The 26,552-nt window shown below is 61.4% G+C and carries 28 protein-coding genes and 2 pseudogenes; 19 read left to right on the forward strand and 11 right to left on the reverse strand.

Annotation, left to right across the window (positions count from 1 at the left end; all coding sequences use genetic code 11):
- Window positions 1-114: 114 nt before the first annotated feature.
- A pseudogene (locus tag BMI90_RS19005) lies at window positions 115-417 on the forward strand (IS6 family transposase); the annotation flags it as partial.
- Window positions 418-506: 89 nt separating this feature from the next.
- On the opposite strand, the gene BMI90_RS16425 reads toward BMI90_RS19005, so the two are convergent.
- The 5 genes from BMI90_RS16425 to BMI90_RS16445 all read right to left on the reverse strand — a co-directional run bounded on the left by BMI90_RS16425 (window position 507) and on the right by BMI90_RS16445 (window position 4,983).
- A complete protein-coding gene (locus BMI90_RS16425; protein ID WP_078530588.1) occupies window positions 507-1,229 on the reverse strand; it encodes a hypothetical protein in 723 nt (240 codons plus the stop codon).
- On the reverse strand, window positions 1,226-1,462 hold the full coding sequence (locus BMI90_RS16430; RefSeq protein ID WP_078530589.1) for a lipoyl domain-containing protein: 237 nt from the start codon (window positions 1,460-1,462) through the stop codon (window positions 1,226-1,228). The genes BMI90_RS16425 and BMI90_RS16430 overlap by 4 nt, the downstream gene beginning before the upstream one ends.
- Before the next feature lie 29 nt (window positions 1,463-1,491).
- Window positions 1,492-2,508, reverse strand: coding sequence for an alpha-ketoacid dehydrogenase subunit beta (locus BMI90_RS16435; protein ID WP_078530590.1), 1,017 nt, complete (start codon window positions 2,506-2,508; stop codon window positions 1,492-1,494).
- A 43-nt stretch (window positions 2,509-2,551) separates the two neighbouring features.
- Window positions 2,552-3,535 carry a thiamine pyrophosphate-dependent dehydrogenase E1 component subunit alpha gene (locus BMI90_RS16440; RefSeq protein WP_246831573.1) on the reverse strand — a complete coding sequence of 328 codons (984 nt, stop codon included), beginning with the start codon at window positions 3,533-3,535 and terminating at the stop codon, window positions 2,552-2,554.
- Between the two features lie 119 nt (window positions 3,536-3,654).
- Window positions 3,655-4,983, reverse strand: a complete 1,329-nt coding sequence (locus tag BMI90_RS16445; RefSeq protein ID WP_078530592.1) for an acetamidase/formamidase family protein — start codon at window positions 4,981-4,983, stop codon at window positions 3,655-3,657.
- A gap of 495 nt (window positions 4,984-5,478) precedes the next feature.
- Between BMI90_RS16445 and BMI90_RS16450 the strand changes: the two are divergent.
- Window positions 5,479-5,898 (forward strand): annotated as a pseudogene (locus BMI90_RS16450) (Fic family protein); the annotation flags it as partial.
- A gap of 41 nt (window positions 5,899-5,939) precedes the next feature.
- Here the strand turns inward: BMI90_RS16450 and BMI90_RS16455 are convergent.
- Complete coding sequence (locus tag BMI90_RS16455; RefSeq protein ID WP_078530593.1) at window positions 5,940-7,019, reverse strand: hypothetical protein; 1,080 nt, start codon at window positions 7,017-7,019, stop codon at window positions 5,940-5,942.
- Window positions 7,020-7,245: 226 nt separating this feature from the next.
- On the opposite strand from BMI90_RS16455, the gene BMI90_RS16460 reads away from it, so the two are divergent.
- Complete coding sequence (locus BMI90_RS16460) at window positions 7,246-8,130, forward strand: recombinase family protein (RefSeq protein WP_078530594.1); 885 nt, start codon at window positions 7,246-7,248, stop codon at window positions 8,128-8,130.
- A 63-nt stretch (window positions 8,131-8,193) separates the two neighbouring features.
- On the opposite strand, the gene BMI90_RS16465 is transcribed toward BMI90_RS16460, so the two are convergent.
- Both BMI90_RS16465 and BMI90_RS16470 read right to left on the reverse strand, forming a co-directional pair.
- On the reverse strand, window positions 8,194-8,604 hold the full coding sequence (locus tag BMI90_RS16465) for a PIN domain-containing protein (protein ID WP_078530595.1): 411 nt from the start codon (window positions 8,602-8,604) through the stop codon (window positions 8,194-8,196).
- Entirely contained in the window at window positions 8,594-8,821 is a 228-nt protein-coding gene (locus BMI90_RS16470; protein ID WP_078530596.1) for an AbrB/MazE/SpoVT family DNA-binding domain-containing protein, read from the reverse strand. Before BMI90_RS16470 ends, BMI90_RS16465 begins: the two co-directional genes overlap by 11 nt.
- 215 nt (window positions 8,822-9,036) lie before the next feature.
- Here BMI90_RS16470 and repA point away from each other — a divergent pair, with 215 nt between their 5' ends.
- The 6 genes from repA to BMI90_RS18820 all read left to right on the forward strand — a co-directional run bounded on the left by repA (window position 9,037) and on the right by BMI90_RS18820 (window position 16,073).
- Complete coding sequence (gene repA, locus BMI90_RS16475) at window positions 9,037-10,221, forward strand: plasmid partitioning protein RepA (protein WP_078530597.1); 1,185 nt, start codon at window positions 9,037-9,039, stop codon at window positions 10,219-10,221.
- Complete coding sequence (gene repB, locus BMI90_RS16480; RefSeq protein WP_078530652.1) at window positions 10,221-11,213, forward strand: plasmid partitioning protein RepB; 993 nt, start codon at window positions 10,221-10,223, stop codon at window positions 11,211-11,213. Before repA ends, repB begins: the two co-directional genes overlap by 1 nt.
- Window positions 11,214-11,396: 183 nt before the next feature.
- Entirely contained in the window at window positions 11,397-12,608 is a 1,212-nt protein-coding gene (repC, locus tag BMI90_RS16485; protein ID WP_078530598.1) for a plasmid replication protein RepC, read from the forward strand.
- 166 nt (window positions 12,609-12,774) lie between these two features.
- Window positions 12,775-14,946: a ParB/RepB/Spo0J family partition protein gene (locus tag BMI90_RS16490; protein WP_078530599.1), complete on the forward strand. Its 2,172-nt coding sequence runs from the start codon at window positions 12,775-12,777 to the stop codon at window positions 14,944-14,946.
- A gap of 100 nt (window positions 14,947-15,046) precedes the next feature.
- A complete protein-coding gene (locus tag BMI90_RS16495; protein WP_078530600.1) occupies window positions 15,047-15,520 on the forward strand; it encodes a hypothetical protein in 474 nt (157 codons plus the stop codon).
- Window positions 15,521-15,908: 388 nt separating this feature from the next.
- The gene (locus tag BMI90_RS18820) at window positions 15,909-16,073 is read left to right on the forward strand and encodes a hypothetical protein (RefSeq protein ID WP_007803240.1); all 165 of its coding nucleotides are present in this window, start codon (window positions 15,909-15,911) and stop codon (window positions 16,071-16,073) included.
- A gap of 256 nt (window positions 16,074-16,329) precedes the next feature.
- On the opposite strand, the gene BMI90_RS16500 is transcribed toward BMI90_RS18820, so the two are convergent.
- Complete coding sequence (locus BMI90_RS16500; protein WP_078530601.1) at window positions 16,330-17,715, reverse strand: IS1182 family transposase; 1,386 nt, start codon at window positions 17,713-17,715, stop codon at window positions 16,330-16,332.
- Window positions 17,716-18,111: 396 nt separating this feature from the next.
- Here BMI90_RS16500 and BMI90_RS16505 point away from each other — a divergent pair, with 396 nt between their 5' ends.
- Window positions 18,112-19,806 (forward strand): AIPR family protein, encoded by a 1,695-nt coding sequence (locus BMI90_RS16505; RefSeq protein ID WP_078530602.1) that lies wholly within the window; start codon window positions 18,112-18,114, stop codon window positions 19,804-19,806.
- A gap of 268 nt (window positions 19,807-20,074) precedes the next feature.
- Here the strand turns inward: BMI90_RS16505 and BMI90_RS16510 are convergent, their stop codons facing one another.
- Window positions 20,075-20,395, reverse strand: a complete 321-nt coding sequence (locus tag BMI90_RS16510) for an H-NS histone family protein (RefSeq protein ID WP_078530603.1) — start codon at window positions 20,393-20,395, stop codon at window positions 20,075-20,077.
- Window positions 20,396-20,822: 427 nt separating this feature from the next.
- Between BMI90_RS16510 and BMI90_RS16515 the strand changes: the two genes are divergently transcribed.
- Complete coding sequence (locus BMI90_RS16515; protein WP_078530604.1) at window positions 20,823-21,227, forward strand: single-stranded DNA-binding protein; 405 nt, start codon at window positions 20,823-20,825, stop codon at window positions 21,225-21,227.
- A gap of 54 nt (window positions 21,228-21,281) precedes the next feature.
- Here BMI90_RS16515 and BMI90_RS19010 read toward each other — a convergent pair whose 3' ends face one another.
- Window positions 21,282-21,533, reverse strand: coding sequence for a hypothetical protein (locus tag BMI90_RS19010; protein WP_246831574.1), 252 nt, complete (start codon window positions 21,531-21,533; stop codon window positions 21,282-21,284).
- Window positions 21,534-21,824: 291 nt separating this feature from the next.
- On the opposite strand from BMI90_RS19010, the gene BMI90_RS16525 reads away from it, so the two are divergent.
- The 8 genes from BMI90_RS16525 to BMI90_RS16560 all read left to right on the forward strand — a co-directional run bounded on the left by BMI90_RS16525 (window position 21,825) and on the right by BMI90_RS16560 (window position 26,529).
- Window positions 21,825-23,024 carry a DUF932 domain-containing protein gene (locus BMI90_RS16525; RefSeq protein WP_078530605.1) on the forward strand — a complete coding sequence of 400 codons (1,200 nt, stop codon included), beginning with the start codon at window positions 21,825-21,827 and terminating at the stop codon, window positions 23,022-23,024.
- Between the two features lie 125 nt (window positions 23,025-23,149).
- The gene (gene radC / locus BMI90_RS16530; RefSeq protein ID WP_078530606.1) at window positions 23,150-23,590 is read left to right on the forward strand and encodes a DNA repair protein RadC; all 441 of its coding nucleotides are present in this window, start codon (window positions 23,150-23,152) and stop codon (window positions 23,588-23,590) included.
- A gap of 108 nt (window positions 23,591-23,698) precedes the next feature.
- Window positions 23,699-24,217, forward strand: a complete 519-nt coding sequence (locus tag BMI90_RS16535) for a DNA repair protein RadC (RefSeq protein WP_078530607.1) — start codon at window positions 23,699-23,701, stop codon at window positions 24,215-24,217.
- A 101-nt stretch (window positions 24,218-24,318) separates the two neighbouring features.
- Window positions 24,319-24,810 carry a DUF6878 family protein gene (locus tag BMI90_RS16540; RefSeq protein WP_078530608.1) on the forward strand — a complete coding sequence of 164 codons (492 nt, stop codon included), beginning with the start codon at window positions 24,319-24,321 and terminating at the stop codon, window positions 24,808-24,810.
- Window positions 24,811-24,820: 10 nt separating this feature from the next.
- Entirely contained in the window at window positions 24,821-25,198 is a 378-nt protein-coding gene (locus BMI90_RS16545; RefSeq protein ID WP_078530609.1) for a hypothetical protein, read from the forward strand.
- Between the two features lies 1 nt (window position 25,199).
- Window positions 25,200-25,397, forward strand: coding sequence for a hypothetical protein (locus tag BMI90_RS16550; RefSeq protein WP_078530610.1), 198 nt, complete (start codon window positions 25,200-25,202; stop codon window positions 25,395-25,397).
- Between the two features lie 75 nt (window positions 25,398-25,472).
- The gene (locus tag BMI90_RS16555; protein WP_078530611.1) at window positions 25,473-25,892 is read left to right on the forward strand and encodes a hypothetical protein; all 420 of its coding nucleotides are present in this window, start codon (window positions 25,473-25,475) and stop codon (window positions 25,890-25,892) included.
- Complete coding sequence (locus tag BMI90_RS16560) at window positions 25,885-26,529, forward strand: antitoxin of toxin-antitoxin stability system (RefSeq protein ID WP_078530612.1); 645 nt, start codon at window positions 25,885-25,887, stop codon at window positions 26,527-26,529. The genes BMI90_RS16555 and BMI90_RS16560 overlap by 8 nt, the downstream gene beginning before the upstream one ends.
- Window positions 26,530-26,552: the final 23 nt, after the last annotated feature.

Genomic DNA, 26,552 nt, shown 5'->3' on the forward strand with positions numbered 1-26,552 from the left:
TCGTTGAATTCATTGAATTCCTCATCTCACAATTAAGGGCTACGCGACACGAACCTTCCCGAAGATCGACGATGACCGCCAGAGCCACCCCCGGCCGCGCGCTGCGCTACGCCGGAGGGGCTCCGCGCGTGGCCTGCTACACTACGCGTTGGGACACTATCACCGGAAGCGGACCATCGTGCTCACCAAGGCCTCAACAACAGGATTGGAGGCAGTTGCAGACCGACCCGACTACGAGAGAAAATCATGGGGCGACTCAAGTCACCGAGGCAAGCACAACGCTTCCTTGCCGCTCATGACCAAATCGACGCCGTCTTCGAACCTCGACGCTATCACCTCACCGTCACATCGTATCGCCATGCTCGATCGGATGCGGTCAGCCTTTGGGCAGCCTACGCTGCAAAGATGACGGCTTGAAATCAGCTGAAGGGCCTGTTTCAAATCACACCGAAAGAACTTGACAATGCCGGACGTACTATTCTGCCCCCCTCCCGCATCAGACCCCATCATGACAGTCTCGGCGCCGACCACAAATGTGCCCGATCAGCGATCATGCGGAGGAAACGGTGTTGGATAGCTTCCTTATCGTCCAGTTGAACCAGGTCGTGCAATCCGACATGTGCGCTGGCATGGATCACCCGTTTTATTCGACAATCGAGATAAAAACGGTTGAGCGTCGTGATCGTGTTTTCGTCCGGGGTGCGTATCAACATCATCGCATGGGTCTGAACTGCCATTTCACCCGCCATCGGGCGCCAGCGCTGAGCGGTTCCGGCGAATTTCCGGCCCATCACGGTTATGTTGAACCGGCCATCACAAAAGGCACCCGCCACGGATCCGTGGCAAGAGCTTATGCCTGCTTGGGAAAGTGCCTCGCGGATCGGCGCAGTCAGGCGCTTGTAGGCGCTCTCCAGCGTGGACGCCGCGCCCTGCGGCCCGCGAAACAAAAGCGTCAGGTTAACGATGTCAGGCCCCTGCGGCACCAGATCGCCGCCTGTGGCGCGCAGATGCACCGGCCAGCCAGCATCGGCGGCCTGCGCACATGCGCGGGCGAAACCGGGAAGCTTGGCCATCTTGGAAGGCGCAACCAGCGCAGGTTCGCAGGACCAAAGCAGGGCAGCGGCATCGCGGCGTCCGACGGCAATGTCGGTCAGGCGTGCAGCCTCCCACGCCAGTGCATCGGCAAGTGCCAGTTTCCGCACAGGGTCGGTCGCCGCCGCGGTGATCACGTGATCTGCCCGATCACGTCTCCCTTGCGTACGATGTCATCGATCTGTTTCGCGATCGTCAGAATTCCGTCGGCGGGCGCCGTGACCTCGAATTGCGACTTCTCAACCATTATCTCGGCGATCAGCGCGCCCTTGCGCACATTTGCGCCGTCACTTGCCAGCCAGTTGGTTATGACGGCTTCCATGCCGTCATCCTCCCAAAGATCCTGTGGCACCTTCACGTCTGTCGCCATGCGTTCACTCCTATACTTGAGACGAAATTCTACATCTTGCGATAGGCGGCGACAATCTTGTCAGGATTGGGCAGGCAGAACTGCTCCATGTGCTTCGCATAGGGGATCGGCACATCCGGGAAGGTCACACGGGCCGGCGATGCCTTGAGCTTCGAGATATCGTGCTCGGTCACGGTCGCGATGATCTCACCCGACACGCCATAGCTGTGATAATCCTCGTCCACCACGATCAAACGACCGGTTTTGGCAACTGAATTGATCACCGTCTCCCGATCCAGCGGGACCAGCGAAACCAGATCGACAACCTCGGCGCTGACACCCTCGTCCGCCAGCTTGTCGGCGGCTTTCAGCGCGTTGTGCACCCCCATGGCCAGGCCGACCAGCGTCACGTCCGTGCCGGCGCGCACCACTTTGGCTTTGCCGATCTCGACGGTATACCCCTCTTCGGGTGTGTTGACTGTCGCGCCCGCTTCGGTGCCCAACCAACCCATACCCTGCAACTGCTTGTGGAACATATAGACCACCGGGTTGTCGTCGCGGATCGCCGCGGTCATCAGCCCCTTGGCGTCATAGGCGTTCGAGGGTGAAACGACCTTCATGCCCGGCAGGTGCGCAAAAGTCCCGTAAAGGCATTGCGAGTGCTGACCCGCATCCGAATAGCCGCCCCCCGTTGAAGTCATCAGCACCATTGGGACGGATGCGTTTCCGCCCGAGAAATAGGTATTCTTGGCCATCTGATTGTAGATCGCGTCAAAGCAGACGCCGAAGAAATCGACGAACATCAGTTCCACGACAGGCCGCATCCCGTCCATGGCGGCACCGACAGCCGCACTGATGAAGCCGGTTTCGGAGATCGGCGTATCGCGCACCCGCTCCTTGCCGAATTCCTCGAACAGGCCGCGGGTATTGCCGAAGATACCGCCGAAACCGGCGATATCCTCGCCCATCACAAAAACGCTCGGGTCGCGCTGCATTTCCTGCTGCATCGCCTCGGCCATCGCGCGCGCAATGGTCAGGCGGCGTTCGTTGGTCGGTTGGTCAAGCATGGGTCAAATCCTTTCATGCCACAGATTTGTGGAGGTCGGAAAATCAGACAAAAACGGCGGTCAACGCATCGGTTTCCGGCGCATACTCGCTGTTGCGGGCAAAGGTGATCGCTTCGGCCACGCGGGCCTCGGCGCGCTCTTCAAGCTTGTCTAAGCTCTCGGCGGCATGGCCCTCAGCGATTAGGCGTTCGCGCATTTTGGGGATCGGATCCTTGGCAAACAGCGCTTCCTTCTCCCCTTTTGGGCGATACTGCTCCGCATCTCCCATGAAATGCCCCGCCAAGCGATAGGTCTCGATTTCGATCAGCGTCGGACCCTTGCCGTCGCGGGCTCGCGCGATTGCCTGACCTGCGATGTCAAAGATCGCATAGGGATCGTTGCCGGAAATGTAATGCCCGGGCATACCGTAGCCCGCCGCGCGCACATCATTGCGTGCCACAGCTGTCGCCTCGGACTTGGGAACCGAAATCCCCCAGGAATTGTCCTCGATCACGAAAACGACCGGAAGGTTCCAGACCCCGGCAAGGTTGAGCGCTTCGTGAAAAGCCCCCTGGTTCGCGGCACCTTCACCCAGAAAAGCGACCGCGACTCCCGGCTTGTTCTGCAACTTGCGCGACAGCGCAGCCCCGCAAGCGGGCCCGCAACTTTCGCCAATGATGCCCGAACAGGCGAAGTTCACCGCCGGATCGAACAGGTGCATGTGGCCACCCCGCCCGCCGGACAGGCCGGTCGCCTTGCCAAAGATTTCGGCCGCCATCTTTTTCAGATCCACACCCTTGGCGATTGCCTGGTGGTGCGGGCGGTGGGTTGCGGTCACGATATCGTCCGCCTCCAGATGCGCACAAACGCCCACCGCGACCGGCTCTTGCCCGTTCGACAGGTGCATCTCACCTGGGATCGGGCCGCTGGCCATGTTGAACGCGGGGGTCTTGCCTTCAAGATAGATCTTCTCGATCGCTTCTTCGAAGCGGCGGCTTAGCACCATGGTTCCATACATCCATACTGATTGCTCTTTCGTCGGTTTCATGTGTGTCCTCCGATCAGTAACTTTCGTGTGAGCGCGCGAACCCGTTAACGCTAAACGGCATCCGGCAGTCCGCTTTGATATAGGTCATTGCAGACTGCCGCGGCGTCATCTCTTTCCTGTTACATCGCGTATTGCTCGCGTGCGAATTTCCCGATTCCGGCTGCGTCCAATGCAGACAGCGGCGCAAGGAATGTCACCTGAATGACGCCCGGCGCACGACCGATTTCGATAGCCCCGTTAATGGTGGCACGGTTTCGCACCTCGGGGACCGTCATGCCAAGCAGGTCGGCGGCGCGGGCCAGCCCGTTCTCGATCGCCTGATTTAGTGTCGGGCCAGTGCCGATAACCGAGATCGGAGCCGTTTCCTCCAACTGGTCAATGTCCCATTCCCGCGCCAGTGCTATGGCTTTCGTCTTTTCATCGGCGCTGAAGGGTCGGGCCATGGGTGGCAGATCGTCAAGGCGGGGAAACAGCACCGGACCGGCAAGGGTGCGGCCCTTGATCACCTCAACCTGTAGTGTGACGCTGCCGGCCACATCCATCGTGTGCCCCGCGATCTCACCATCACCCTGTCCGGCATGCATGTCACCGATATAAACGCCCGCCCCCGGCACCTTGACCGGTGTCAGCAGAATCGCGCCGTCGCGCACCGCATCGATATCCATGTGCCCATCTGTGCGATGCTCATCCAATTGCTCTGCCGTCACCGCGTATTGGTGAGGTGCGCCAATCAAGGCCGAACCAAAATCACCCGCATTATGCGAGTCTGGCAACGGCATCGACGGCGTCGTGCCCAGTTGCCCGAGAAACGGTCGCATCCGGACCATCACTGCGGGCATGTCAGAGGGCGCGTAGACGAGGATAGGGTGCTGAACGGAATGATCGGGCAGCGCTGCGTAATGCTCGGCATTATGCGCAATCTTCTCGGCCGCCTTCTTGGGCATGGTCACCCCGACACTGCGGGTCTCGTCGAACACGACGGTATAGCCGTGAACCACCTCGAACGGCTTGACGGGATTGCCGCACTTGTCGCAGCGCACCGCGTCCGGTCCGATCCCTTCGACATGGGTTTCGGGCCAGAGCGTGTCGCAATGCGGGCAGCGAGCCGCCACATAGGGGTCGCCAAGACAGAACCCTTCGGGTGACGAATCGTGTCCTGACGCGGTAGCAATGGCGGTTACGGTGATGTCGCGGATCCTGATCGCCAGCGCATCGCCCGGCTCTGCGCCATTCACATAGACAGGTCTTGTTACTTCGTGTCCGCCGCGGAGACGCGGGGTGATCATTGGTCCCCAGCATCCTGGTGCGGTATTGGCGATTATCGTGCCGCCGTCTTCAACTGGGCCAAGCATTGGCTGCGATGGGTCCAGAATGCCGTTGGTAAATTCCTGCACGACAAGACTGCGCTGCGCTGTGCCGGTCGCAGACCCTGCTTGATCTTTTGACATGGGTAGTCTCCTCTCCGAGATTTGAATCAATCAGGCAGCAGCCAACGCTGGTTCGGCTAAATCGATCAGCTGAATTTCTCGGAACACTCAATAGTGCCGAGGAATACAGCGCATAAAGCGATCTGCAGCCAAGAACGGTACCATCCAACAAGTGAAGCGTCGGTCAAAGATGACGGAGAGTCAATTGGCTTGGCGACCTGACACGCGGTAGCTGGCGCGGGCACTGTTAGAGAAACCCGACTTCCAGAGCCATCCACGGAACCTTAACCATGTACAGGCACAGCAATCCCTCAATGGCATGACAGAACCGTCCGTCTCTTTGATTTCAAAATCACCAATTACGGCTTCAAAAGAACGAGGGCTATTCAAGCGCTTTCTCTGCTTCCCTTGAGGCCCACGGGTTAACGGATCAATGCGCGGAGCATCAAGTAGGTATCTATCACCCACTCGTCCCGCAGGATCAGGTCCCAGCGCGGTGCCGATCTGGTGCTCCCAAGCGACAGCCCGCGGCGCGGCGATCGAGACGGGCGGGGTAACCTCTCTGAGGCCGCCCTGAAGACATATTGCGAATGGTTCCTGAAGGTTGCGCTGGATCAGATCACCTTCTTGGCCAAGCTCTTTGACCTAGGCGGTCTCGAAAAACGTTATCGGCGTCTGGTCGAGGATACTGTCGATGACAAGTGTGCGCCCGACCTTATTTCGGCGGTTCTTCGGTCTGGTGCGCTGGAACGCGGAGAGGCGCAGATCGTCCTCAAGACCTCCGAGCGCACGGCGCGCAACACGCTGAGCAAGCTAACATCAGTCGGCTAACTGTCATCCGCCTCACCGAAGACGCCCATGCGTTCTGCGTTTTCTCTCGACTACCGTGAGCGACTTTTCCCCAACCTGTTCGCTGACGGGGATCTGCCTGAATAATAGAAGAGGATATGCTGGAGGCATAAATATTGCTGCGGTTTTCAGTTGGTGGCGCACCACATCCGATACCGCCCCTGCCCGGTCACTTCGCGGATAAGGCCTCGCGTTTCCATCCATGCGAGGTTGCGCTGGACGGCGGCGCGGCTGGCACCGGTCAGGGTCTCGGCCATTGGGGCGGAGACGAGGGGCCATTCGGTCAGCACGGCGCGCAATGCTGGTGGTGTCTTCCCAGAGAGCGGAGCCATCACGGTTTCCGCCCGCGCTGACCATGCCTGAATATCGTCGAGGTGTCGCATTGCGGTCAGGCATGAGGTTGCCATTCCCTCGAGCCAACGCTCCAAGCGCTCAGCCGGGAGGCCACCGGCGCGCAACCCCCCTGCCCCGCGTATAGCCAGAGGCGCAAAGATGGCCCCCCCATTCGAATTAGGGCCTTCGCTGGCGGCAATGCGTGCGGCGGTAACCGCCGCTTCTATCCGGTCGCCCTGTTGCCCGAGGCCCGCAAGGCTCCAGAGATGAAACCCCATGCAGGCGCGTGTGATCGGGTGCAGGTCGGCGGCTTGCGCCATCAGGTCAAGCCACCCGCCCGCGCGATCCGCAAAGGGCTCGGCTTCATCCGCCATGTTTTCAGGGTCACGGCGATCGAGGAAAGCGGATAGGTCCACCTCTGGGCCGGGACCGCCTGTAAGACGCCGCACCGCCCATCCGACACGCGCGAGCGCCGCGGTGTCGTCCTGCACACCCGACAGGCGCATGGATATCCAGAGTGCCAGCCGATCCGGGCCAATTCGGTCGCCCACAAACCAGCTGAGGTCTGCCGCCTCGATCAGCGCGAGCCTGTGTCGCCAGCCTTCCGGGCCACGGCGCAGACGGTCATCCAGCGCGCCAATCCGGCCAGCCACACGGGCGAGACGGGCGGCATTGCCTGCCTCTGCCTTCCGCCAAGCGTCGAGGACTGCGGTTTCACGCAGCTCTGCCCTCGGTCCGGGCGGCAGATAATCCGGCTCCACTTCCATCGGTCCGGGTAGGAACCACAGGTCGTCCTCAGACGTCTCTTCAAGCCCTTCCGCATCCACTAGAGGATCATCAAAACTACCATACTGTGTAGATACTTGAGGCTTCATATGTGCAAAATACGGCAGTTTTGCAGTTTACCCAAGTGTTTTGTCAGGGTGCGCCTGCACACCTCATATAGCACGTGCGCGCGGTGGTCTGCGAGATATCTCTGATCGCGCTCAGCGTATGAAAACCAAGGGCTTTTTGATGAGCAGCGCCACAGAGAGCGCCCTTGCATCTGTTTACAAACGGTCGTTTATTGGCAATGTATGCAACTGCAAACGGCCTGACTATATGCCCCTGATCGGCTACGCCCGCGTCTCGACCGAGGATCAGACCCCCCTGCCCCAGTCGCAGGCCCTGAAATCTGCGGGCTGCGTCGAGATCTACGAGGAGCAGGCCTCGGGCGGCAACCGCGCGCGGCCCGTGCTGGCCCGCGTGCTCGAGCGGATCGGCAAGGGCGACACGCTGGTGGTGGTGCGCATCGACCGTCTGGCGCGGTCGCTCTCGCATCTGCTGGAGGTGATCGAGCGGCTGGAGGCGAAAGGCGCCTTTTTTCGCTCTCTGACCGATCCGATCGACACGTCCTCGCCGCAGGGCAAGTTCACCCTGCAAGTCCTGGGCGCCGCGGCGGAGTTCGAGCGCGCCCTGATCCGCGAACGCACCAAGGCCGGCCTCGCCAGCGCGCGCACAAAGGGCCGCGTGGGCGGAAACCCTGGACTGCGGGCCAAAGACCCTGCCGCTCTTCGCAAGGTGCGGCTGGCGCGACAGGACGGCTACATGGAACGGCTGAACGAAACCGCGCAGGACTGGGTGCCCCATGTGCGCCGCCTGCGGCCCGACATGGCGTGGGAAGACGTACTGCGGATCGTTAACGGCCCCCTGCCCCGCGAACGCCGCTGGACACAAAGCCGCTTGCTACGTGCCGTGAACGCCTATGTCCGCGAAGGCTTTCTGCCCGAGACTGTGCTCGCCCGCGCCGGCCGCCGCGAGACGGATGATCGCTTGCCCGCCATCGTCGCCGCCATCAAGGGCGCGGATCCGGACATCACGCTTCAGGCGATCTGCAGCCGGCTGGAAGCCATGCGTGAGCGAACACCCCGTGGGCGGACAAGCTGGCAGCCGTCATCCGTGAAGATGCTGCTGGAGCGGGCGGAGAGGTTGGGTCTGCTTGAGTAGCCTAACAACCTTGCGAATCCTCCATGACATGGAAGGATTACAAGACTTTGGCAGACGCCAAGCTCAGAAACTGTCCGCTCGCGCAAAGGGGTTGATGATGCGAAGTTGGCCTTCCACCAGCAAGCCATCTTGCATGTCCTCGCTCCACAGCGTGGTGCAGCCTGCAACCAAAGCGCTGGCCACGATCATCGCGTCGTAGATCGAGAAGCCGTAGCGTTCCGCCAAGGCGCGGCCGACGTCATGGGTCTGAAGGGTCAGGTCTTCGACGGGACACAAGGCGCGCACGCCCTCGAGAAACGCCCCTGCTTCCTCCCAACTCAGGCCAGCCTTGCGGCGACAGTTGACCAGCGTCTCGTTCAGGACTTGAACGCTGATCCGGGGCCCCTGCCCCAGGATGACCTCGGCGCGATCGGCCTTCGGGCCGTCGTCGAGCAGGTAAAGAACGACATTCGTATCCGCGAACTCAGCGCTCATGCGCGTCGTCGCGGCTCAGGCGTGCCGCAGCGGGCAGCTTGCCCCGGAAGCGGCGCAGCCCCGTCAGCACCTCATCCGCGCGCGCCAGACGACGGACTCTGACCTGGCCGTCGTCCTTGACCAGATCGATCTGATCCCCTTCCTTGAGGCCAAGTTCCCGGACAAGCTCCGCGGGCAAGCGAACGGCCAGCGAGTTGCCCCATTTTGCGACCTGCATTTTGGCCTCCTGCGTGGATATACGAACAGTAATGTATATTACACTAACTACATGGGCAAGCCTGTCCGCGAGCTTGGGCTACTCTTGTGCGTCACGCAGTGGCCGACACCAGATCTAGAAAGTGCTTGCACGAATCTGAGTCCTCCGGCAATAGTCACGGAAAAGGGCGACTAAACGCCGAAATCCGTGAACACGCCACGGACGCGCGAGGGCAGATGAGCAGAGCCGATACACCAGAAGACCTGAACGCTGTGATCCGCCAGCACTCCGAGTTGTTGGCGGCGCAATTGCATTCGCAGCGTGAGAGCCTGTTCCCGCCCGACGCTTCGAAGACTATGCGCAAATTCACCTCTGGGGAAGCTGCTGCACTGCTGGGCGTCAACGACTCATACCTCAGGAAACTTCACCTTGATGGCAAGGGGCCGTCGCCAGAGGTCTCATCGGGGAACCGGCGGCATTATTCGGCCGAAGATATCCATAACTTACGGATCCTGTTGGAGAAAACGGCTCGCAAGCCGGGAGACTACCTGCCTGGTCGCCGCGCTGGGGATCATCTTCAGATCATCGGCGTGATGAACTTCAAGGGTGGCAGCGGCAAGACAACCTCCTCGGCGCATCTTGCGCAGCGGTTGGCCCTCAAGGGGTATCGTGTCTTGGCAATCGACCTTGATCCGCAGGCTTCGCTTACGGCCTTGCACGGGGTTCAGCCGGAATTCGACCTGCGTGATGGTGGCACACTCTACGATGCGATCCGCTACGAAGACCCGGTTCCGATCGCAAAGGTCATCCGCAAGACCTACATACCAAACTTAGATCTGATTCCCGGAAACCTCGAACTCATGGAGTTCGAGCACGAAACGCCCCGGGCTCTTTCTCGTGGCAACGCGGGCTTGTTCTTCTTCCGCGTGAAGGAGGCGCTGGCACAGGTCGATGATCGGTATGACGTCGTCGTCATCGACTGTCCTCCGCAACTCGGGTTCTTGACTATGTCCGCGCTGTCGGCCGCGACAGGCGTTCTTGTGACGATCCATCCCGAGATGCTCGACGTGATGTCGATGAGCCAGTTCCTCAGGATGACAGCCGATCTCATGGATGTCATCGCCGACAGCGGAGCCGACATGTCGCATGACTGGATGCGCTATCTGTTGACCCGCTACGAGCCGACGGACGCGCCACAGAACCGCATCGTCGCCTTCCTACGGACGATGTACGGAGACAAGGTATTGAACGCTCCGATGCTTAAGTCGACGGCTATCTCGGATGCCGGCCTGACGAAGCAGACCCTGTACGAAGTCGAGCGGAGCGCCTTTACCCGGACGACCTATGACCGGGCAATCGAAAGCCTGAATGCCGTCAACGATGAGATCGCCCAGCTCATCCAGAAGACGTGGGGGCGCTGATGACCGACAGCAAGAAAAAGCGCATGTCCATGCTCGACAGTTTGGCGGCGGCGGGCACGCCCCCTCCCCCGGGCAGCATGATGTCAAGTAATCGGGCGCTCCGCTCTGCGCGCGATGCTGTGGATGCTCACCATGTCTGGGAACTCGATCCGGTTGAGATCGAGGACGAAAGGTACTCGGATCGCCTCGACCCCAAGGATGTGCATGATCTGCGCGCCTCGATAGAGCAGAACGGCCAGACCGTCCCCATTCTCGTAAGGCGCCACCCGACCGAGACCAATCGCTATCTCCTTGTCTATGGACGCCGACGTCTTGAGGCCATTCGTGCCTCCGACAAGGTCAAGAAGGTTCGAGCGCTTATCGCGAACCTGGACGATACGGCCGCGTTGCGCGCCCAGGTTTCCGAGAACACCGGAAGGCGCGACCTCAGTTACATCGAACGCTCCCTCTTTGCGCAGGAACTGCTCGACAACGGCTTTGGTTCGCAGGCTCAGATTGCCGAAGTGCTGAACGTGACCCGTTCTGCGGTTTCGATGTCGATCTCGGTTGCCAAGGCGATCGGGACAGCCTTGGCCCATGCGATCGGACCGGCTCATGGAATCGGGCGCCCCAGATGGGAATCCTTGGCGAAGGAACTCTCCAACTCCGGCATGGGCATGGACGAGCTGTGCCGGGTTGCGATTGATGCCCGTGGCAAAGCGGCCGCAGGCGCACTGGCCGACGAGGAGCCCCCGGTTGATCCTTCGGTCGCGGCATTTGAGGCCGTTGTCCGTCATGTGAAAAGGACCAGTGGTCCTTCTCTTGACAAGAGGCCGAGACCAAAAGCGACGCCCCTTTTGATCGATGGCGCACCTGTGGGAGCCATCAAGAGGTCGGCTCGGGCAGTCAGGCTGGACCTAACGGATGTGGACGATGCCTTTGCACAGTGGCTCGACGCCCGTGCGCAGGACGTCCTCGAAGAGCTTCATGATCGCTGGAAACACGAGACATGAAGAGAGGTAGAGCAGCAACAAGAAGGAGGCACGGTACAGGCTAAAGAAAAGGTCCCGCAAAGCTTGCGCTCCACGAGACCCCAACTTTGATCTTAGCACCTTCAAGGTAGTGGGCCAGCGCGCAAACCGCAAGTCATATGTGATTCGCGGCGCGGTCTTTCTTTGCCTTCGTGAACTGACATCATGGAGTACACACCAATTTCGCCGTTTATGCGGCCGATCTCGCACGCCCATCTGCGCGTGGTCGAGCGGCCTGAGGCGTCTGTTCCAGGCAAGCCCGTTAACAAGTGGGAGCTCCTTCGCGAGCTTTCAAAGGCGCAGGCCGCCTTTGGGGTTACCGAGCGCGATCTGACCGTCCTGCAGGGGCTTCTCAGCTTCTTTCCCGATGATGCGCTTGGCGGGAACTCCGAGATGGTCGTCTTCCCGTCCAACAAGGCGATCTGCGAGCGGCTGAATGGCATGCCCTGCTCTACGATGCGCCGTCACCTGGCCCGCCTGGTCGAGGCAGGCTTGCTCATGCGACGCGATAGCCCCAACGGGAAGAGGTATGTCCGCAGGCATGGCGAAGAGCGCGTGGCTTTTGGCTTTGATCTCTCGCCACTCTACTGCCGGTCCGAAGAGGTGGCACGGGCCGCAGAGGCCGTGCGTGAGGCCGAGGACCGTGTGCGTCGGCTGCGGGAGGTCGTGAGCCTCATGCGGCGCGATCTCGCTGCCGTGGCGGAGTTTGGAGAGGAGATCCGGCCAGGTCTTGGCCTCTGGGACCAACTACGCGACAAGGCTGTCCTGACAGCGCGCGCCCTCCGCCGCAAGCTCGCGTTCGATGAGCTTTCGGCATTTAGAGCCGACCTTGAAGCCCTTCTAGACCATGCACGCAACGTCATTGACGGCCCTGAAACAGAAGAAATGAACACCAATGATGCCAGTTTTGAGCGTCACCATCATAATTCAAATGAAGAATCTATAGACTTTGAACCTGCCTTAGAAAAAGGCGGGGCGGCGGCCGACGCGCCAGATGTTGAAACGGATGCACCTGGTGCTGACGTGGAAGAAGCCGACACAAGACGCGTGCCAAAGATCCCGCTCCATCTGGTGATCGCTGGCTGCCCGTCGCTCAAAACCTTTTACCAAGGCGACATCCGCCATTGGCATCAGCTTTTCGACGCGGCTTGCCATGTACGGCCGGCCATGGGGATCAGCGCGTCAGCTTGGGAAGAAGCGCAACGGTTCATGGGCCCCGAGCAGGCATCGATCGTTGTCGTCGCTATGCTGGAACGCTTTGCGGACATCCGATCGCCCGGTGGCTACCTCCGTGCGCTGACATCCAAGGCAGCGGCGGGCGAGTTCTCCTGCGGGCCGATGGTCATGGCGCTGATGTCCCGGCGAACCGCGGCATGATGTTCACAGCTGTGAACTCTCGTGACGCTCGAGACAGTTCACAGCTGTGAACCGCCGGACGGGTCGCGCGATTATGAACGATGAGAGGAAAAGGTTGGTGAGTTGAGGGGTGACGGGAAGTGAGATCGGGAGAGTGGCTTCCGGCGCCCGTCGTGGAGAAGATCTGATGGCGAAAGTTGCCCAGAAAATCACGCTGTCCCCATCGCGGGACATCCCCTTCGACAAGCTCGTGCTGAGCCAGTCCAACGTACGGCGCATCAAGGCTGGCGTCTCGGTCGAGGAACTTGCAGAAGACATCGCCCGCCGCGGGCTGCTGCAGAGCCTGAACGTCCGACCTGTGCTCGATGCCGATGGCGTCGAAACCGGGCTGTTCGAGATCCCGGCCGGTGGTCGTCGTTTCCAGGCGCTGTCGCTGCTGGTGAAGCAGAAGCGGTTGGCCAAGACCGCGCCGATCCCCTGCATCGTGCGGGAGGCTGCGTCACCGATCCTCGCCGAGGACGACTCTCTGGCGGAGAACATGCAGCGCGTTGCTCTGCATCCGCTCGACCAGTTCCGTGCGTTCCAGACCCTGCGTGAGAAGGGTCAGGGCGAGGAAGCAATCGCGGCGGCCTTCTTCGTCACGCCGCAGATCGTCAAGCAGCGCCTGAAACTTGCCTCCGTGGCCCCTGCCCTGCTCGAGGTCTATGCCGAGGATGGCATGACGCTGGAACAGCTGATGGCCTTCACGGTGAACCCGGATCACGTGCGTCAGGTGCAGGTCTGGGACGCGGTAAAGAATTCCTGGAACAAGGAGCCTTATGCCATTCGGCGCATCCTGACGGAGACCTCGGTCCGGGCATCGGATCGTCGCGCGATCTTCGTCGGTATCGATGCCTATGAGGCGGCGGGTGGTGTCGTGCTGCGCGATCTCTTCCAGGGTGATGACGGTGGTTGGCTCGAGGACCCTGCCCTGCTCGACCGGCTGGTGGCCGAGAAGCTTCAGACTGAGGCCGAAGCGCTTTCCTCTGAAGGCTGGAAGTGGATCGAAGTGGCGACCGACCTGCCCTATGGCTACAGCCACGGTCTACGGCGTCTGGCCGGTGATCCCGCCCCGATGACCGACGAGGAAAGCGCGGCCCACGCTTCGCTCCTCGCCGAGTATCGTGCGCTGGAGGAGGAGTATTCCGGCCAAGACGAATACCCCGAGGAGATCGACGCGCGGCTCGGTCAGCTCGAAATGGCGATGGAAGCGCTCGAGCAGCAGCCGCTGATCTACGATCCGGCGGAGGTCGGGCGCGCGGGCGTCTTCGTCACGCTGGATCGGGACGGCAGTCTCGCGGTCTACCGTGGCTATGTCCGGCCCGAGGATGAGCTGCGCGAGGAGACCGCGGTCCAGGATGGTGATGGCGCGGAGGCCATGGGGCAGGGGGATGATGTCGGTGGTTCCAGCTGGAAACCATCGGCGACTTCCGCCGGGGGCACCGTCATCACTTCGGGTGGTCAGCCGATCGGCTCGGATGCGTCCGATGAGGAAGATGATGGTGCACTCAAGCCGCTGCCCGAGCGACTGGTCATGGAACTGACGGCCCACCGGACCCTTGCGCTGCGCGAGGCCATCGGGCGCTCGCCGGACGTCGCGTTGACACTCCTGCTCCTGAAGCTGGTGAAGGACACCTTCCGCACCTCTTCTGCTTCGGGCAGCTGTCTCGAAGCATCGGTGCGCCACGTCTACATGTCGGCTCAGGCGCCCGATCTGAAGGACAGCGTCGTGGCGAAGCTGGTCGATGAGCGTCACGCCGCCTGGGAGGTCGATCTGGCTCTCGGCGATGATGCCGCGCTCTGGGACTATCTGACGGTACTCGACCAAGGCAGTCGTCTGGCTCTCCTCGCGCATTGCCTCAGCTTCGGGATCAACGCGCTTCATGAGAAGGTGAACCCCTATGGGGCGGGCATCTCCGCCAGCGGCCTGACCCGCCGCATGGCCCATGCCGATCTTGTGGCGCGTGCCGTCGATCTCGACATGGTCGAAGCGGGCTGGGAGCCGACGGTCGATGGCTATCTCAACCGTGTGCCCAAGGCACGGATCCTCGAGGCCGTGCGCGAGGCGAAGGGAGAGGGGGCCGCGCAGCTTCTCGATCACCTGAAGAAGGGCGAGATGGCTACCGAGGCCGAGCGGCTTCTGAAGGGCAGCGGTTGGTTGCCCGAGGTCCTCCGCCGGACCGATCTGGCCGCGCAGGACGGCGAGGCGGTCGGAGAAGGGCAGGGGCAGGACGCTGGCCAGCCCGAAGAGGTCGATCTCCCGGCCTTCCTGATGGCTGATTTGCCCGACGGCAATGCGTCGATGATGGCCGCAGAGTGATCTGCGCCATCTGGGGGCGGGGAAACCCGCCCCCTTCTCTCATAAAACACAACAATATCAATATAATGAATGCAAGAGCTCGCATTCAGGATGAGGAATCATGTCTGCAACAACCATCATCGACACAGCCCCCCTCGGGGCGCTTATTCGCTACACCGACGGCTGTCCCAAGCCGCCGGCACGTTTCACGAAGAAGCTCGCGGCCTGGGAGCGCTCGAACGGCGTGGGCCGTCTCGTGAAGAAGGAACCGCCCCGGGCCTATCCGACCTGGACAGCGCCAGCCTCCTTCACGCTACATGAAGGCAACTTCTCCTCCGACGGGGTCATCCTCGTCACCATCATGCGCAGCCATTCGGCGGACAGCCGTTTAGTCTTCGAGGTCGCCGAGGAACCAAAGCCCGGGCAGGTGCGCGTGCTTCTGGACTTCGGTGGCAACACTGAGCTCCTGCATCTGGCGGAATCCATCACTGCGGCCGAGCTCTGGATCGCACGGGAAGGCTATCGCAATGCCCGTCTCGAAATCGTCGGTGCCGAGGACGGCGACAGGGCAGGGGACGCAGACCTGGCCGCCTGAGCCCTGACAATGCGTGAGGGGCCTTCCGAAAGGCGGGCCTCTCACCGACCAGACCCTCGTCCCGCGAAATCGCGGGGCGCCAAAGGATCCATCCCCAAAGACGAAAGTCTTCAACCACGAGCCTGCCCGGGAGGCTTGTGGCGTTCCAGGCATCAGCCGGACAACTGGCTCCTGACGTTGGGGCACCATCCCCCGCTCGCCATTCCCTTCCTTGCCCCGAATCCCGTCTTCGAGATCAACCCGCGAGGGGTCGGACTACGGGCAAGCCCGTGCCGCCGGGTGGATTCGGACGAGCCGAACGCACCCGGTGATGTCAGCCAGTCTTCGGGCCTGCGGGGTCCTGTCGTGCGGGGGATGGTCCCCCGCCTCCAAGACAGGAGCCAAACAGATGTCCCGCAAAGATGCCCACGCTTTCGCCGCCTCCCTCGCCGCCACGCTCATGGTTTCGATCGTCGTCTTCCAGGCAGGGGATGGAACCTTCGGCGCCGTCCCCGCCGATGAGATCGACGGAGACGAGGTCGTGATCGTCTCGGAATACGATCCCTTCGGGTGAGGCTTCGGCCTCACTTACCGAGGGCCCGGCAGGGCGCAGGCGCGCCCCCGGGCCTATCGCCGACAGAGTGATCGGCGGTGCCGATCTGAAGAACGCTTGTGTGCCGCCAGCGCAGATCTTGATGCGCAGAGGGCGGATTTTGTTGAAAAAGTCGGCCTGAGAACGCGTTTTGAGCTGCCCTCAGGCTCGGGTGTCGCCGTTTGGTTCGGACAATCGCCCGTCGCGCCGCCTTGTAGCGACTATCTGGCCACTTAGATCATGCCGTGGCCTCCGAGTTGGCGCACTGAGGCCGCAGCTTTGCGAGCTTTCGGAGGTTCTGGGCGATGGCGGCGAGGAGGAATTCGTCCTTCGCACCATTGGGGCCGCGCAGGCGTAGCCGGGTCAGGCCGAGAATGCGCTTCAGATGTGCGAAGAGCATCTCTACTTTCTTCCGCTTGTCTCGGGATACCTTGTAGGCCTTGGTCTTGCGGCATTCGCGGGCGAACTCGCGTGCTTCCTCGTGGGGTTCACGGGTGACGTATCGGGCCTCAGCTTTCGGGCAGCAGATTTCCTTGGATGGACAGGTCTGGCATGTCGCCTTCAGGGCACGATATTTCTTCCGCCCGCCGGTGTCCTGACCCCGGTTCGGATCGGAGTAGTTCCGGCGATATTGCTTGAGAGCGTGCCCTTCAGGGCAGATGTATTGATCATTCGCCTCGTCCCATTCGAAGTCGGATCTGGACCAGGTGCCATCAGTCCGCTCCGACTTGTCGATCACCGGGATGAAGGGGACGATGCTCCGCTGCTCAACCAGCCATCCGAGGTTCTCGGCGTTGCCATAGGCCGTGTCGGCCGCCAGCCAATCCGGCCTGATCCCGAACCGCTTCTCGGTTCTGTCGAGCATCGTGCGCGACGCCCCGACTTCGGCCTGGCGAATGGCTCGCGTCGCCTCAACATCCATGATTACCGAGCTTTTGGTGTCGATCAGGTAGTTGGTGGCGTAAGCAAAATAGGGGCGACTTTCCTCGGCGCGGGTCCATTGCGCCGCCGGGTCGGACTTGGCCACGAACTTCGGCTGGGTCGGTGACGCGGCGCCGAAGGCGGCATCATCCAGCGTGTCCAGATATTCCCGCGCCGCCCGGTTACCAGCATCGCGTGCGACCTCAGGGCTCCAGTCCTCGGCTGCGATTGACCGGGCCTTGTTGGCGTCAGCGGAGATCAGGCTGGCATCCACGGCAAAGCCCTCGCCTGCCACCAAGTCCTCCCTCAGGCAACGCTCGACCGTGGCTTCGAACACCTGTCGCAGCAGATTGCTTTCGCGAAACTTGCCATGGCGATACCGCGAGAATGTCGAGTGATCCGGGACTTTCCCCTCCAGGCCCAGCCGACAGAACCAGCGATAGGCGAGGTTCAGATGGACCTCGTCGCAGAGGCGACGTTCCGATCGGATGCCCATGACGTAACCGATGACCAACATGCGGATGATCAGCTCTGGATCGATCGAGGGACGCCCGAGGTGGCTGTAGAACGGGCGCACGGCCTCTCTCATGCCATCCACGTCGAGGAACCGGTCGATCTCGCGAAGCATATGACCGGAAGGAACATGACGCTCCAGATCGAAGTCATAGAACAGCTGTGCCGGTGCCGTTTGGATGCCCATCATGACGAAATCCTCCAATCCCCTCATAATCGAGTGAATCAAGGGACTTGCCGCGCTGCAACAAAGACTTTTTCAACAGCATCGGCGGTGAACTGCCGTTCGCTGCGACAAAGACTAACGGCAGAGAAACTCAGAAAGCTGTTGTTCGACAATCCGCGCGAACACCGGCGGCCCACAGAAACGGAGCTTCGCGAGCCTTTCCATCAGAGGCTCCCACCCTGTATACCAAGCGTAGACCGCATGTGACTTGATAGATCGATACCGCCTAGCTAACCTACCGAGACTGGTGCGAAAAGGGATGCTTGCGTGGCTTCAGCATTTACGCCTTCGATTACTGTAGGCGCGAGTGAGGTGCAATAAGCTGCGAGCTGCAAACTGAATAAATTAAAGCGAGAAAATATGGACGATCCTATTCTTGGCTCTTATCTGCGTGAGTTCTCCAAAACGTACGACTTGGAAGGAGAGAAAGAGTCCGATATATTTGAGTTTTTCTCCGCATACTGTGTGATGCATCGAGACTTTTCAGAGCATACGGAGCTCACGGATGCAGTCGTCGCGGGCACTCATGACACCGCGATAGATGCCGTCGCAATATTTTTAAACGATATACACGTGGTGGCCCCTGCTCAGGTCAATGAAATTTCAGAACGGCACAGAATTTCAGTTGACTATTGCTTCATTCAGTCGAAGGCAACCCGAAACATCAAGGCTGCGGAGGTCGGGAGCTTTCTGCAAGGCATCCGAGAGTTTTTCGGCAAGAGCTATATGCCAGCCAATGAAGACATTGCCGACAAGCGCGACCTTTCAAATCACGTTTTTGATGTAAGTGTTAGATTTCGAGGCAAGCCAAAGCTTCACATTTATTACTGTTATGCGGGCAGTTTCAAAGAAGATGAGAATTTGATCGCTCGCGCCGAAGCGGGCATGCAGGACCTTAGGGACCTAGGACTCTTTTCTGATGTTTCCTTTGAATTTTTGGATTCTGATCGGCTTCAGCAGAGATACCAGGAAGTAAACCTTCGGGTTGAAAAGGAGGTGTCTATGAATGAGTTCGCCTCACTCCCGCAGATTCCGGGGATACGACAAGCCTACCTTGGGCTTTTGCCCTGCACCGAACTCGTTACACTTTTATCAAATTCCGATGGAAAGCTCCACAAGGCAGTTTTCAATGAAAACGTTCGCGATTTTCTTAGTCGAAACCCAGTGAATGATGAAATTTCAGCAACTATTTCTTCAGACGAGAGCCAAGGACGGCTGCCCGCGCTTAACAATGGCATAACGATTGTTGCAAGAGGGGTTTCTCTTGTGGGAAAAAAATTCACTCTTTCCGATTATCAGATCGTAAACGGCTGCCAAACGAGCAATATTATTTTCTCCAATAAATCCAAACTGAGGCCTGAGACAGTTGTTCCAGTGAAGATCATCGAGGTTGAGGACAAGGAAATAATCAACGAGATTGTGCGCGCAACCAATCGCCAAACAGAAGTCAAAGATGAGGCTTTTGTTGTACTGGGTGAATTCCACAAGAGGCTTGAAAGATTTTTCCTTAGCATTGAGGGGGATGAAGCGCACAGGGTAGTGTACGAACGTAGGAAAAGGCAGTACAGCGATACGACTTTTTCCCCACATAACATCGTAACGCTGACAAACTTGACAAACGCAGTGATTAGCTGCTGCTTTGAAGAGCCCGTTGATGCTAACGACTATTATGGCGTTCTTCTGAATAAGTATAGAGATCGAATTTTCCAAGACAGTAATTCTATGTGGCCATATCTTCTAGCCGCAAAGATTCTAAAGGGAATTGAAGGGATGTGCTCAGGCAAGAATAGAAGAAATGTTTGGAAGTTTAGATTTATTCTTGCAGCCCTAGTGCGCAAGGAATTCGGAAAGCTCCCTCCGCTCGACAGCAATTCTGCGCAGCAGAAATATGCCGCCACCGCATTGCGCGAAATAGAGAACCCGGAAGCTTTTTCGCGACTGATTTTGGGGGCTGAGAAAAAGCTGGCAGATGCAATCAAACGGCAGCCTAAGGACTTCGACCCTCGCAACGCGCACCAAAACAGGAAATTCGTGACTGAACTCCTAAATCCTTGAATATGCGCGGTCGATAGGATCGCGTGGGCGTCGGAGCGAGTTCGCACTAGTGGCCATCCAAGGTGGGACATGTTTACGTGCGGCGACTGGCTGTGATTCCGGATTGCGCTGGCGCCATTGTGACGCAGTGCCATCCATGAACTTCTGGAAGAAGTTGCCTCGGGCGCGAGCGCGGCGCCTAGGGTGAACGACCGCTTCAAGCTAACAGCGGCGAGCCGCCGCGCCTGTCATGAATGACGGCTTCGGGCCGAAAGCGTAGGTCAAGCCTTCAACTGATGGCTAGGTCGCTCGCGGTCTTTCCTGCCTCCAACGCCTCCACGAACCACTGCGGCTTGCGCCCGCGGCCGGACCAGGTGAGTGCCGGGTTCTCAGGGTGCCGGTATTTCGCCGCTGCAGGCGCACGGGAGGATTTCGTCTCGGTGCCGACGAGTTCGGCCAGGGAATAGCCGAGGTCCCGGGCGAGAGCTTCCACCTTGGCGCGGGCTTCCGCCTTCTGCCGATCTTGATAGGTGGAAATCGCCTTGGCGACATCCTTCTGCATTTTCTTCAGCTCGCTGAGCGACAGTGCCTCGAGATCGAAATCAGCCATTGATGCGGTCCGTGTCCTGAATGTCCCGGTATCGATAGCCCGTCGCGGCAGGGTGCCGCAACTCCCGGAAGGCTGGGGTAGGGGTGGCAAAGGCTGTTGATCGTCGTTTTCGCCGCCAGGGAGGTGCTGGCCTGGGGGTCAGGCTGTCCCGATTGGCAGGGTGACGAGTTCTGGCACGGGCTCCCCGCGCATCTCTGTCTCTTGGGCCATCCCTTCGACTGACAATCCCCTAATCCCGTTCGGGCTCCTGCGCGCAACCCCGCGTCAGTCCGGGCCGTGTTGCCCCTTTGGGGCTGCCCGCTCCACCCCGGTCCTCTGGGGGTTTCCGGCGTCCGTTCCGTCCACCGTGCACGCGTCACCCGACGGGCTTTTTCCGGGTCTTGTCGAAGGGACGGTCCCGAAGACAGGACACAGAAGGAAGCTTACCATGCAGAACATCGTCATCCTCGCCGGCAACATCGGTCAGACCCCCGAAGTCCGCACCACCCAAGGCGGCACCAAGATCACCAACTTCAGCCTCGCCACCTCCCGCCCCCGCATCTCGGAAGGTCGCGTCCTGCGCGACGATAACGGCTACCGGGTCATGGACACCGAGTGGCACCGCATCACCTGCTTCAACGGTCTCGGCAAGACGGTCGCGGAGCATTGCGAGAAGGGCATGAAGGTCCTCGTCCACGGCCGCATCCACTACACCAAGTGGATCGATAGCATGGGGAACGACCGCTACGGCTGCGAGATCATCGCCGAGAAGGTCGACTTCCTGAGCCGCCCGAAGTCGGCCGAGAACGAAAACCCCGAGCTGGTCGACCGCGACGACGAGATCCCGTTCTGAGAACGGGGTCTCCCTCTCGGGCCCGGCGGGGAAATCCGCCGGGTCTGTTAAACTTCAGCCTAGCGTCTTCATCGCCGCCAGATTCTTGTCGATCCTACCGATGTGGTGGTCCCAGTCATCTGCCCAGCCCTCTGTGTTCGCTTGCTTGCAGAGCGCCCTCGCCAAGGTCCAGTTGCCGCGCTTCTCTTCGATGATGCGAAGCTGCCGGTAGCCAGCGTGGGCCGGGATGAAGCCCCAGTTCTTGTCCTCGCGGAAGAACCGGACCACGTTAGCCCCGAGTCCGATCTGGCGCTGGAAACTCTTCACTGCCTCGTCCAAGGCGAATGGATCGTGATCCCGCCACCGGTAATAGAACGCACCTCTGACCGCAAAGTAGAAGTGCAGGTCAAGAACCGGGACGTTCTCGTTTACCAGCGTGTCCGCCCGATCCAGCAGCTTGTACCCCAGATGGCGCAGGTGACCACCCGCAGGCCTCGGACACTGCCGCTTTGCTCTAATTCGCCATTGTGAACCCAAGAGTGAGAGGAGTGCCGGTTTCCCGGTGACGGGTTGAGGGCTGGGAGAGTGGCTTCCGGCGCCTGTCACGGGAGATAGCCGATGGGCGTTGTGGAAGTTTTGGACCCGGTACGGCCGACGAAGGCTGGTGGCTGGAAGGTGGATGTGAGCCGGGGTGAGCGGAACGGGCGGGTGTCGTCCGAATGGTTCAACCGGCCCGATGACGAGCGGTATCTGTCGCTCGACGATCTCTGGACATCGGTGAAAGGCCGCTCCGAGCGCAGCCGCAGCCGGGTGGTGCAGACGGCAGACATCAGGGTGGAAGCCGCGCGCGACAGCGCTGAGCGGCTGCACCTGGTCCTTCCGAAAGCGCATGAACCGGTTGCACCCACGCATTGGGCGTTCGGCCAGCTAGCGAGCATCGTCGGCGCGCCGGCGTCCTACCTGCGCCAGCTGCCTGCGCCGCTGGCGGGGATCAACCTGCAATACGGCCTGACCAACCACCGCGCTGAGCAAGTGAAGACCTTCGAGACGGAAGATGGTCGCACCGAACTGCGCGCGGTGACCGGCCCCGACTATGGCCGCATCCATGACCATGAGCTGGTCGAGGCGGTGCAGCGCATTGCGGGCAATGGCACGGGCGACACGCGCTGGAAGGTGCCGGGCGTGCTCGACTGGTCGACCGGGGTCTACAACCCCGATGTCGAGATCAGCCGCGACACGACCACGCTCTATGCCTCGGACCGCGACGTCTTCCTGTTCCTGGTCGATGATCACAACCCGATCGAGGCGGGCCGGCTGCCGGACGGCTCCCCCGATCTCTATTTCCGGGGCTTCTACTGCTGGAACTCCGAAGTGGGCGCGAAGACCCTCGGTATGGCGAGCTTCTACCTGCGGGCCGTGTGCCAGAACCGCAACCTTTGGGGCGTGGAGGATTTCCAGGAGATCAAGATCCGCCACTCGAAGTATGCGGCGTCGCGCTTTGCTCATGAGGCGGCCCCGGCGCTGACGCGGTTCGCCAATTCCTCGCCGCAGGGGTTCGTGAATGGCATCAAGGCGGCGCGGCAGCAGATCGTGGCGCGGACGGACGAGGACCGGGATGATTTCCTGCGCAAGCGCGGCTTCTCGAAGGCCGAATCCGGCAAGATCATCGAGAAGGTGCTGATGGAAGAGGGTCGCCCGCCAGAGAGTATCTTCGACTTCGTGCAAGGCATCACGCGGCTTGCGCGCGACAAGACCCAGCAGGATGCCCGCCTCGACATGGAAGGGCGCGCCAAGAAGCTCCTCGACCGGGTCGGCTAACGCCGGGCCCGATATCGCGACCGCCTTCGCGCGCGGCGGTCGCGCACTCCCCTTCCACACGCACGCTACTGGCCTCGCCCCGAGAGGGCAGGGGGCTTCGGCCTGCGCATTTCAGCGAGACCCCCATGACCCCCCAGGAAGAAACCATCGTCCTCGAGGCCCGCGACATCCTCGGCCGCTACCTCAGCCAGAACCCGGTCATCGGCAGCTGGCAGGCACTGATGGACTATTGCGCGTTCAGCGTTCGCGGGCCCATCGAACGCTTCCACGTCCTCTATCTCGACCGCAAGAACCGCGTCATCTCCGATGAGCTTCTCTCGACCGGCACGGTTGATCATGTCCCGGTCTATCCGCGCGAGGTGATCAAGCGGGCGCTGATGCTGAACGCCAGCGCCCTGATCCTGATCCACAACCACCCGTCCGGCGATCCGACGCCGTCGGAGGCCGATCTCAGCATGACCAAGGAGATCCAGAAGGGGTGCAAGTACCTCGGCCTCACGCTGCACGACCACATCATCGTCGGTGCCGGTACGGAGCTGAGCCTGCGGGCCCTCGGCAAGCTCTGAGAGCCCATCGGGCCCATCACCGCCGCCCCTTCGAGAAAGAGGGCGGCGGTTTGGTCTTTGACGGATGAGGCGGGGAGAGAGGCTTCCCGCGCCGTCGGAGATACTCCCATGTTTGACCTGCCCTTGCCGATCCATCCGACCGCCTACCCGCGGGGCGTCCCACCATATTCTCCCTTGGGCGACACAGACCCCAATCACCCCTTTGCCTTGACCCTGGCGCGCCGCGCGCCGGCTGATCTCATGTCGGGCCGCGCCGCCCCGCTCGTCCTCGCCTGTTTCGCGACGCTGGCCGAGGCCATGCAGGGCGCGATCGACCATGCCGAGGGCATCGCCCCGGATGCCGCGCCCCAGCTTCTCGCGATCCTCGACCGTGACGCGCGCCTCGTGTTGGCTGGGGCGGCCAGCGACCACGCCGTCGCCTGGTGCCACCCGGTGACGAGTGCGGCCGAGGCGCGGGGCGTGGTGACCGAGGCAAGCCAACTGCGCGCGCAGGCAGGCCGCGCGGCCGCTTGGGGTGAGCCCGATCTGGCGGCTCAGTTGCGCCACAGGGCCGATCTTCTGGATGCGCGGCTCGTCGATCCGCTCTGGCGCGCCTTTGCCGCCCGGGCGCTGCAGGTCGCTGCGTGAGGCCCGAGAGGCAGAGGAGGGCAGGGGGGATTTGGAGCTTGTCCGGGGGAGAGAGATCGCCCGGCCCGGCTTCGATCCCTTCCCATTACCGGAGACACCCGATGACCCTGAGTGAACCCACCCTCGCGCCCCCGATGGCGCCCTCGACCGTCGACATGGCGCAGATCTTCGCGGCGCATGCCGAGCGTGCCGCTCGGATCGAAGCGCTGCGCCCCGGCAACAAGGACCGCCTCTTCGACGGCCTCATGGCCGCCGACATCACCCATGTCACCGTAACCTTCGACGGTGCTGGAGACAGCGGCCAGATCGAAAGCATCGGCGCCTGGTCTGGCGAGACCGCCGTCGAGTTTCCCGCGACCGAGATCGCATACGCCGCGCTCACCTGGGACGACCCCGAAGTCGAAATGCGGCAGCTCTCGCTCGAGGATGTCGTCGAGCAGCTGGCCTACGACTTCCTCTCCGACACCCATGGCGGCTGGGAGAACAACGACGGCGCCTACGGCGAGTTCTGCTTCGACGCTTCCGCCCGTTGCATCCACCTCGAGTTCAATGAGCGCTTCACCTCGTCCGAACTCCATACCCACGATTTCTGAGGGGGCGGCGATGGCACATCCTTATCACCATGCCCTGTCCTCGGTGAAGAAATGGGGCGGCACGGTCGACGACTTCATCGCGGTGCATTCCTGGTTCGACCAGAGCAAGGAGATCACAGCAGACTTTCGGCACCGGGCGCTGCGCCACCATGCCGAGGGCATCTTCATGGCGGAAACGATTTTCGGGCCGACCATCACGCTTTCGACCGGCCGCATCATCCCGACCCGTTGGGTCGGCGAACAGCATGTGAAGGAAGACCTCGGCTTCATTCCGGGTTTCGCTGACTGGGTGAAGGCCATCCGGCCCGAGCCCTGGATGCGTCGGTCGGCGCGGATCGAGGCGCTGGTCGATCCGCATCTCGCCTCGCCCGTGGTCGAGGTCGCCTGACATGACCGACCCGTCCTATCAACGCCTCGGCCTGCCGGCGACGGCGTCGCCCTACACCGTCCTGCGGTCGGCGGTCCGGGCGCTGCACCCCGACACTCGCGCCGTTCGTGGCTTCCGGGCAGCGCGCAAACGCTTCTACCAGCAGATGCTCTGCGCCCATGCCGCGCGACAGGCGGCGGGCGACGATCCGGTCCGCTGATCGTTCCCGACCACCCCCTCATCCCGACACAGCGCCCGGCCTCTTGGCCGGGTCTTCCCCATTCAGGAGGTTCCCATGGCGGATTACTTCACCCATTTTTCGTGCCAGCTCGACGTCGGCACCCCCGACAAGGCTGCCCGCGCGCTCGCGCTTTTCCAGTGCTTGCGCGCTGCGGATCAGGACGCCGACGATCCTGAGGTCGCGGGCTTCACTCTCGAGCGCCAGGGCGCCCCCGAGGGCAGCACCCTCTGGCTCCATGACGACGAGCAGGGCGATGTCGAGGCGGTTATCCGCTTCGTGCTGCGCCTTGCCGACGACCTCGACCTTACCGGCCTTTGGGGGTTCCAGTACGCCCTGACCTGCTCCCGGCCCCGCCTCGACGCCTTCGGCGGCGGCGCGCATGTCATCGATCTCGGTGCGCGGAAATCCTTCGGCTGGACCAGCAGTCACGAATGGCTGGCCGCGGCTCTCAACGGGGAGGACATCGATGCCTGAGCTCATCTGCACCATCGTCTACCAGTTCCCAGAACTTTCAGATGCCGCCAAGGAAAAGGCCCGCAGCTGGTATCGCGAGCTTGGCCCCCACGACGATTGGTGGGACGCGGTCTACGAGGATTTCGAGCGGGTCTGCGAAATCCTCGGCATCCGGCTGAAGACCACCCCCGTCCGCCTGATGGGCGGCGGGACGCGGGCCAAGCCCAGCATCTGGTTCTCCGGCTTCTGGAGCCAGGGCGACGGAGCCTGCTTCGAGGGCTATTGGTCCCACGCCAAGGGCGCGGCCGCGCACATCCGGGATTACGCGCCACAGGACGCAACCTTGCACAGCATCGCCGACCGGCTGCAGGCCCTCCAGCGGCGCAATTTTTACCAGCTGGCCGCCGAGGCCAGCCACCGTGGCCGCTACTACCACGAATACACCATGTCCGTGGACATCACCCGCGACAGCCCGACCTGGCAGTCGCCGACCGACGATGCGGAGGAGATCGTGACCGAGGCGCTGCGCGATCTGGCCCGCTGGCTCTACCGGCAGCTTGAAGCCGAATACGACCACCTCACCTCGGACGAGGCCATAGAGGAGGGGATCATCGTGAACGAGTACACCTTCACCGAAGCCGGGCGGCGGTTCGGGTGAGAGCGCGGGCAGTTCATTTGATC

Origin of the sequence: Thioclava sp. L04-15 (assembly GCF_002020275.1) — a bacterium.
GTDB lineage: Bacteria > Pseudomonadota > Alphaproteobacteria > Rhodobacterales > Rhodobacteraceae > Thioclava > Thioclava marina.

What these genes read in the sequence shown, in the direction of transcription:
- BMI90_RS18820 (WP_007803240.1), top strand. Translation starts at nt 15,909, where the DNA reads ATGTCCCGCAAAGATGCCCACGCTTTCGCCGCCTCCCTCGCCGCCACG.
- radC (WP_078530606.1), top strand. Translation starts at nt 23,150, where the DNA reads ATGACCCCCCAGGAAGAAACCATCGTCCTCGAGGCCCGCGACATCCTC.
- BMI90_RS16495 (WP_078530600.1), top strand. Translation starts at nt 15,047, where the DNA reads ATGTCTGCAACAACCATCATCGACACAGCCCCCCTCGGGGCGCTTATT.
- BMI90_RS16490 (WP_078530599.1), top strand. Translation starts at nt 12,775, where the DNA reads ATGGCGAAAGTTGCCCAGAAAATCACGCTGTCCCCATCGCGGGACATC.
- BMI90_RS16455 (WP_078530593.1), bottom strand. Translation starts at nt 7,019, where the DNA reads ATGAAGCCTCAAGTATCTACACAGTATGGTAGTTTTGATGATCCTCTA.
- BMI90_RS16500 (WP_078530601.1), bottom strand. Translation starts at nt 17,715, where the DNA reads ATGATGGGCATCCAAACGGCACCGGCACAGCTGTTCTATGACTTCGAT.
- BMI90_RS16430 (WP_078530589.1), bottom strand. Translation starts at nt 1,462, where the DNA reads ATGGCGACAGACGTGAAGGTGCCACAGGATCTTTGGGAGGATGACGGC.
- BMI90_RS16560 (WP_078530612.1), top strand. Translation starts at nt 25,885, where the DNA reads ATGCCTGAGCTCATCTGCACCATCGTCTACCAGTTCCCAGAACTTTCA.
- BMI90_RS16545 (WP_078530609.1), top strand. Translation starts at nt 24,821, where the DNA reads ATGGCACATCCTTATCACCATGCCCTGTCCTCGGTGAAGAAATGGGGC.
- BMI90_RS16525 (WP_078530605.1), top strand. Translation starts at nt 21,825, where the DNA reads ATGGGCGTTGTGGAAGTTTTGGACCCGGTACGGCCGACGAAGGCTGGT.
- BMI90_RS16510 (WP_078530603.1), bottom strand. Translation starts at nt 20,395, where the DNA reads ATGGCTGATTTCGATCTCGAGGCACTGTCGCTCAGCGAGCTGAAGAAA.
- repB (WP_078530652.1), top strand. Translation starts at nt 10,221, where the DNA reads ATGACCGACAGCAAGAAAAAGCGCATGTCCATGCTCGACAGTTTGGCG.
- BMI90_RS16465 (WP_078530595.1), bottom strand. Translation starts at nt 8,604, where the DNA reads ATGAGCGCTGAGTTCGCGGATACGAATGTCGTTCTTTACCTGCTCGAC.
- BMI90_RS16505 (WP_078530602.1), top strand. Translation starts at nt 18,112, where the DNA reads ATGGACGATCCTATTCTTGGCTCTTATCTGCGTGAGTTCTCCAAAACG.
- repC (WP_078530598.1), top strand. Translation starts at nt 11,397, where the DNA reads ATGGAGTACACACCAATTTCGCCGTTTATGCGGCCGATCTCGCACGCC.
- BMI90_RS16445 (WP_078530592.1), bottom strand. Translation starts at nt 4,983, where the DNA reads ATGTCAAAAGATCAAGCAGGGTCTGCGACCGGCACAGCGCAGCGCAGT.
- repA (WP_078530597.1), top strand. Translation starts at nt 9,037, where the DNA reads ATGAGCAGAGCCGATACACCAGAAGACCTGAACGCTGTGATCCGCCAG.
- BMI90_RS16435 (WP_078530590.1), bottom strand. Translation starts at nt 2,508, where the DNA reads ATGCTTGACCAACCGACCAACGAACGCCGCCTGACCATTGCGCGCGCG.
- BMI90_RS16515 (WP_078530604.1), top strand. Translation starts at nt 20,823, where the DNA reads ATGCAGAACATCGTCATCCTCGCCGGCAACATCGGTCAGACCCCCGAA.
- BMI90_RS16550 (WP_078530610.1), top strand. Translation starts at nt 25,200, where the DNA reads ATGACCGACCCGTCCTATCAACGCCTCGGCCTGCCGGCGACGGCGTCG.
- BMI90_RS16460 (WP_078530594.1), top strand. Translation starts at nt 7,246, where the DNA reads ATGCCCCTGATCGGCTACGCCCGCGTCTCGACCGAGGATCAGACCCCC.
- BMI90_RS16540 (WP_078530608.1), top strand. Translation starts at nt 24,319, where the DNA reads ATGACCCTGAGTGAACCCACCCTCGCGCCCCCGATGGCGCCCTCGACC.
- BMI90_RS16470 (WP_078530596.1), bottom strand. Translation starts at nt 8,821, where the DNA reads ATGCAGGTCGCAAAATGGGGCAACTCGCTGGCCGTTCGCTTGCCCGCG.
- BMI90_RS16535 (WP_078530607.1), top strand. Translation starts at nt 23,699, where the DNA reads ATGTTTGACCTGCCCTTGCCGATCCATCCGACCGCCTACCCGCGGGGC.
- BMI90_RS16440 (WP_246831573.1), bottom strand. Translation starts at nt 3,535, where the DNA reads ATGAAACCGACGAAAGAGCAATCAGTATGGATGTATGGAACCATGGTG.
- BMI90_RS16555 (WP_078530611.1), top strand. Translation starts at nt 25,473, where the DNA reads ATGGCGGATTACTTCACCCATTTTTCGTGCCAGCTCGACGTCGGCACC.